The organism is Allobosea sp. TAB14 (genome assembly GCF_052113865.1).
Lineage (GTDB): Bacteria > Pseudomonadota > Alphaproteobacteria > Rhizobiales > Beijerinckiaceae > Allobosea > Allobosea spartocytisi.
In genome coordinates this window covers 1-5,962 of record NZ_JBFRDQ010000237.1, presented here as the reverse complement: position 1 = coordinate 5,962, position 5,962 = coordinate 1, and the positions used below count along the sequence as shown (strand labels likewise).

The window sequence follows — 5,962 nt, the reverse complement described above, 5'->3', positions numbered from 1 at the left end:
GATCACCGGCGCCTGGGTCGCGCTGCACGATGCGCTGAAATGGATGGAAGGCCGCAACCTGCTCAAGGGCACCAATCCGCTGAAGGACCATGTCGCCGCCGTCTCCTGCGGTATCGTCGCCGGGCAGCCCGTGATCGATCTCGACTACGTCGAGGATTCCGGCGCGCAGACCGACGCGAATTTCGTCATCACCGGCTCCGGCGGCCTCGTCGAGGTGCAGGGCACGGCCGAGGGCGCACCGTTCTCGGAAGAAGAACTGCTCGCGCTGCTCAAGCTCGCCAAGGGCGGCGTTTCCAAGCTCGTCGCGCTGCARAAGGCSGCGGTGGCCTGACGATGACCACCCACCGCCTCCTCACCGGCAAGGTCGTGATCGCGACCCATAACCAGGGCAAGCTGCGCGAAATGCGCGACTTGCTGGCGCCTTACGGCATCGAACTGGTCTCGGCTGGGGAGCTCGGCCTGCCCGAGCCGGTCGAGGATGGCTACATGTTCTCAGAGAATGCGGCGATCAAGGCGGTCGCCGCGACCAAGGCGAGTGGATTGCCCGCGCTCTCCGACGATTCCGGCGTCTGCATCGACGCGCTCGACGGCGCGCCCGGGCTGTTCTCGGCCAACTGGGCCGGGCCGGGCAAGGATTTCGCCCCGGCGATCGCCCGCGTCCAGATGGAACTCGCCAAGCGCGGCGCCCATGCGCCCGAGCAGCGCAAGGCGCATTTCGTCTCGGCGCTGGTCATCGCCTGGCCGGACGGGCACCAGGAATTGTTCGAGGGCCGCGTCTACGGCACGATCACCGAGCGGGTCCGGGGCGCGGGCGGCTTCGGCTACGATCCGATCTTCCTGCCTGATGGCCATGACAAGACCTTCGGCGAGATGACGGCTGAGGAGAAGCACGGCGTCCCGGCCGACGGTTCGCCCGGCCTGTCGCACCGCGCGCGCGCCTTCCATGCGCTCGCCGCCGCCTGCCTGAGGAAGCCGGCGTGAGCGCCGGGGCCGCCCTTTCCCAGCGGCCACCGCTCCTGCATCCGACTGCGGATGCGGGCTTCGCCGTCTATGTGCACTGGCCCTTCTGCCTGGCGAAGTGCCCCTATTGCGACTTCAACAGCCATGTCCGGCTGCAGCCACCCGACCAAGCCCGCTACATCGCCGCCTTCCGTCGCGAGATCGCGCATCGGGCCGCGCTGGTGCCGGGCCGCACGGTGTCCTCGATCTTTTTCGGCGGCGGCACGCCCTCGCTGATGGAGGGCCGCACCGTCGGCGCGATCCTCGACGCCATCGGCGAGCATTGGGCGGTCGATACCAACTGCGAAGTGTCCCTCGAAGCCAATCCGACCAGCGTCGAGGCCGGGCGCTTCCGCGATTTCCGGGCGGCCGGCGTCAACCGCGTCTCGCTCGGCGTGCAGGCGCTGAACGATGCCGATCTCAAGGCGCTCGGCCGGATGCATTCGGCTGAGGAAGCGCTGGCGGCGGTGGCGATCGCGCGCCAATATTTCGAGCGCTATTCCTTCGACCTGATCTATGCCCGCTCGCCCTTGCAGACTCCGGCCCTTTGGCGCGCCGAGCTGGAACTGGCGATCAGCCATGCGGCCGAGCATCTCTCGCTCTATCAGCTCACGATCGAGCCTGGCACGGCGTTCGAGCGATTGTTCCGGGCCGGCAAGCTCGCCATTCCCGACCACGATGCCGGTGCCGCGCTTTACGAGACGACGCAGGAGATCACGGCCAAGCACGGCCTGCCGGTCTATGAGATCTCCAACCATGCCCGGCCGGGTGCGGAATGCCGGCACAACCTCGTCTACTGGCACTATGGCGAATATGCCGGCATCGGCCCCGGCGCCCATGGCAGGCTGGTGACGGCGGAAGGCCGCATGGCGCATTCGACCGAGAAGCGGCCGGAAATCTGGCTTGAACGGGTCGAGGCCGAAGGCCATGCGCTGGTCGAGGACGAGCGCTTGAGCGAAGAGGCGCAGGGCGACGAATACCTGCTGATGGGGCTTCGCCTCGTCGAGGGGATCGATCCCACGGTGTTCAAGGCGCTGTCAGGACGCGAACTCAACGCCAAGCGCATCGCCAGCCTGATCGACGAGAAGCTGCTGATGCACCGGCAAGGCGGCCGGCTCGCGGCAACGCCGGACGGCGCATTGCTGCTCGATGCGCTGGTGGCCGATCTGGCGGCCTAAAACAGGGCATCATTCTCGGGCGCAGCGCAGCGCAGACCCGAGAAGCTCAGGTACGACGAGACTCCGGAAGCTCCGCGTCATGAGATGCTCGGGTCAAGCCCGAGCATGACGGCTGTGCCGTGCTCAGTCCTTCCCCAGCCGCACGCCCGTCTTCGGATCGAAGACATGGACCTTGCCGGGGTCGACCGTGATCCAGAGTCGGCCTTCCTGCGCCGGGACGTCGCCCGTCGCCGCCTGCATCACGAAGGGCTGGCCTGCGAGCTTGCCGTGGAAGAGCTGGGTCGCACCGAGCTCCTCGATGAACTCGACGTCGAAGGGCAGCGAACCGGCATCATCGTCGGAGACGATCTCGATATCCTCCGGCCGCAGGCCGACCTCGACCGGCATCTGCGGTGGCAGGTCGTCGCGCAAATCGTGCACCTGCAACACCGTGTCGCCCAGCGCGACGATGCCGTGGCCGTCGACGAGGCCCGGCAGGATGTTCATCGGCGGCGAGCCGATGAAGGTGGCGACGAACTTGCTCGCCGGCTTGCGATAGACATCCGCCGGCACGCCGATCTGCTCGACCCGGCCGGCATTCATCACCACGAGCTTGTCGGAGAGCGTCATCGCCTCGACCTGGTCGTGRGTGACGTAGATCGAGGTCACGCCAAGCGCGCGCTGCAGCTTCTTGATCTCGACGCGCATCTGCACGCGCAACTTGGCGTCGAGGTTGGAAAGCGGTTCGTCGAAGAGGAAGACCTGCGGCTTGCGCACGATGGCGCGGCCCATGGCGACGCGCTGGCGCTGGCCGCCGGAGAGCTGGCGCGGCCGGCGCTCGAGGAAGGGCTCGATCGCGAGGATGCGCGCGGCTTCCCGCACGCGCTTGTCGATCTCCTCCTTCGGCGTGCCGCGGTTGCGCAGGCCATAGGCCATGTTGTCGTAGATGTTCATATGCGGATAGAGCGCATAGTTCTGGAACACCATGGCGATGTCGCGGTCGGCCGGCTCGATCTGGTTGACGACGCGCTCGCCGATCGCGACCTCGCCCGACGAGATCGTCTCCAGCCCGGCGACCATGCGCAGAAGCGTGGACTTGCCGCAGCCGGAGGGGCCGACGAGCACGCAGAAGCCGCCATCGGGGATGTCGAAGGAGACGCCCTTCACGGCCTCGACGCCGCCGGCATAGACCTTCTTGACGTTGCTGAGAGTGACCTGAGCCATTCGCGGATTACTTCTCGGTTTCCACGAGGCCCTTCACGAAGAGCCTCTGCATGGCGATGACGACGAATACGGGCGGCAGCATCGCCAGCATGGCGGTGGCCATGGCGAGCTGCCACTCCGTCAGGGCGTCGGCGGTGACGATCATCTTCTTGATGGCGATGACGATGGTCTGCATCGAGTCCTTCGTCGTCACCAGAAGCGGCCAGAGATACTGGTTCCAGCCATAGATGAACTGGATGACGAAGAGCGCCGCGATCGTGGTGATCGAGAGCGGCAGCAGCGTGTCCTTGAAGAACTTGAAGGGGCCCGCGCCGTCGATCTTGGAGGCTTCGAGCAATTCGTCGGGAATCGTCATGAAGAACTGGCGGAAGAGCAGCGTGCCGGTCGCAGAGGCGATCAGCGGGATGGCGAGGCCCTGATAGGTGTCGAGCATGTTCAGATCGGAGACGATCTTGAAGGTCGGGAAGATGCGGACCTCGACCGGCAGCATCAGCGTGACGAAGATGATCCAGAACGCCGTCATCCGGAACGGGAAGCGGTAATAGACCACCGCATAGGCCGAGAGCACGGAGATGAAGATCTTCCCCAGCGCGATCGCCATCGCCATGATGAAGGAGTTCAGCAGCATGTGCACCACCGGCTCGCGCGTCGTGCTGGACGTGCCGATGAACAGGATGCGGTTGTAGTTCTCGAAGAAATAGGGCCCGGGATAGAGCGGCATATGGCCGTTGATCACGGTCGAGGCGTCCCAGGTCGAGGCGACGAAGGTCAGCCAGACCGGAAAGGCGACGATCAGCACACCGATCGTCAGGATGATGTAGGCGAGCATGTCGCCCAGGCGGCGGTCCTCGACCATCAGGCGGCCCTCCCCATCTCGCGCAAGAGCCCGGCCAGCGCCTCGGCGCAGGCATCGAGGCAGGCCCGGCCCTTTTCCACGCTCGCACGGCGGGCATCGCCGATCACGCCGGTCTCGGTCATCTCACGGAAAGAACGGTGCCGCGAGACGGTCGCCCGGCCGGGCGCGCCGTCTCGCGCGCCGAAAGCTTCAGTCAGGCGCGGTTCGCGGACCGAGCCTGGCGCCAGCACCATCATCATCGAGGTCTCGACCTCGCAGGCGTGCTGCACCCCCTGCTGGTCTTCCAGCAGCGACGGGAGCGCGTCCTGCGCCAGCAGGAAATAGGTGGTCGCCTCGACATGCAGCCGCGTCTCGCGGGCGAAGTCGGGCAGGAAGGCGGTGAGCGCGGCGATGTTGCCGCCATGGCCGTTGACGATCAGCACGCGGTGGAAGCCATGACGCTCGATGCTCTTCAGCAGGGAAAGGAGCACCGCGCGATAGGTCGGGATGTCGAAGGTGAAGGTCCCGCCGAAGGCCATGTGATGCTCGGCCATGCCGCACCAGAGCGTCGGCGCGACAACCAGCTCGACATCATCAGCGCGCTCGGCCGCCGCCTTGCAGACGCCGCCGCAGAGCACCGTGTCGACGCCGACGGGCAGATGCGGGCCGTGCTGCTCGATCGAGGCGACCGGCAGGACGACGACGGCATCCACCGCCGCCTTGGCCCGCAACTCCTCGGCAGTCAGGTCCATCCAGAGCACGGAGGCCATCAGTAGCTCACCTTGCGTTCGATGAACTTGAACTGGACCGCCGTCATCGCGATGACCATGACCAGCAGCACCACGGACTGCGCCGCCGAACCGCCGAGATTGGAGCCGCCCTTGCCGTCGGCGAAGACCTTGTAGACCAGCGTCTCGGTCGCGCCCGAGGGGCCGCCGCCGGTGACGGAGTCGATGATGCCGAAGGTGTCGAAGAAGACGTAGACGATGTTGACCGTGAGCAGGAAGAAGGTCGTCGGCGAGAGCAGCGGGAAGACGATGGTCCAGAAGCGGCGCATCGGCTTGGCGCCGTCGATCACCGCCGCCTCGATCACGCTCTTCGGGATCGACTGCAGGCSGGCGAGGAAGAACAGGAAATTGTAGCTGATCTGCTTCCAGGTGGCGGCCAGGATCACCAGCAGCATGGCGTGGTTGCCGTTGAGCCGCGGATTCCACGCAATGCCCAGGGATTGCAGGCCGCGCCCGAGCATGCCGAGCGAGGGATCGAACATGAAGAGCCAGAGCACGCCGGCGATGGCGGGCGCCACCGCATAGGGCCAGATCAGCAGGGTCTTGTAGATTTCGGCGCCGCGGATCTGCCGGTCGGCCATCACCGCGAAGAGCAGGGCGATCGACAGCGAGAACACGCAGACGAAGGTCGAGAAGATGAGCGTGTTGAAGAAGGCCCTGAGATAGCCGGGGTCGGCGAAGAGGGTCTGGTAGTTCTCGAACCAGACGAATTGCGTCGCGGTGCCGAAGGCGTCCTCGAGCAGAAAGCTCTGCCAGACCGCCTGCGTCGCCGGCCAGTAGAAGAACACGATGGTGATCGCGAGCTGCGGCAGAAGCAGCAGGAAGGGGATCGTCAGCCCCTTGAAGTATGCGTTCTTCTGCATCGGCTTCCCTGGAACGAGACGGCCATCCCGGACGGAATCGGTCCGGGATGGCCTTGGATATGCGAGCGCCGACCGCTCAGCGGGCCGCGGTCCGCT

The 5,962-nt window shown here is 66.0% G+C and carries 6 protein-coding genes and 1 pseudogene; 3 read left to right on the top strand and 4 right to left on the bottom strand.

Annotation, left to right across the window (positions count from 1 at the left end):
- From AB4Y99_RS24915 to hemW, 3 genes and pseudogenes are all read left to right on the top strand, one after another.
- Window positions 1–331, top strand: a pseudogene (locus AB4Y99_RS24915) (ribonuclease PH); the annotation flags it as partial.
- Window positions 332–333: 2 nt separating this feature from the next.
- Complete coding sequence (gene rdgB / locus AB4Y99_RS24910; RefSeq protein WP_370954925.1) at window positions 334–981, top strand: RdgB/HAM1 family non-canonical purine NTP pyrophosphatase; 648 nt, start codon at window positions 334–336, stop codon at window positions 979–981.
- Complete coding sequence (hemW, locus tag AB4Y99_RS24905) at window positions 978–2,177, top strand: radical SAM family heme chaperone HemW (RefSeq protein ID WP_441525202.1); 1,200 nt, start codon at window positions 978–980, stop codon at window positions 2,175–2,177. Before rdgB ends, hemW begins: the two co-directional genes overlap by 4 nt.
- A gap of 123 nt (window positions 2,178–2,300) precedes the next feature.
- Here hemW and AB4Y99_RS24900 read toward each other — a convergent pair whose 3' ends face one another.
- The 4 genes from AB4Y99_RS24900 to ugpA are packed head-to-tail and all read right to left on the bottom strand — an operon-like array spanning window position 2,301 to window position 5,866.
- Entirely contained in the window at window positions 2,301–3,380 is a 1,080-nt protein-coding gene (locus tag AB4Y99_RS24900; RefSeq protein WP_142022337.1) for a sn-glycerol-3-phosphate import ATP-binding protein UgpC, read from the bottom strand.
- Window positions 3,381–3,387: 7 nt separating this feature from the next.
- Window positions 3,388–4,236 (bottom strand): sn-glycerol-3-phosphate ABC transporter permease UgpE, encoded by an 849-nt coding sequence (ugpE, locus tag AB4Y99_RS24895; RefSeq protein WP_112761520.1) that lies wholly within the window; start codon window positions 4,234–4,236, stop codon window positions 3,388–3,390.
- Window positions 4,236–4,985 (bottom strand): creatininase family protein, encoded by a 750-nt coding sequence (locus tag AB4Y99_RS24890; RefSeq protein WP_113253535.1) that lies wholly within the window; start codon window positions 4,983–4,985, stop codon window positions 4,236–4,238. Before AB4Y99_RS24890 ends, ugpE begins: the two co-directional genes overlap by 1 nt.
- Window positions 4,985–5,866, bottom strand: a complete 882-nt coding sequence (ugpA, locus tag AB4Y99_RS24885) for a sn-glycerol-3-phosphate ABC transporter permease UgpA (protein ID WP_441525201.1) — start codon at window positions 5,864–5,866, stop codon at window positions 4,985–4,987. The genes AB4Y99_RS24890 and ugpA overlap by 1 nt, the downstream gene beginning before the upstream one ends.
- Between the last annotated feature and the right edge of the window lie 96 nt (window positions 5,867–5,962).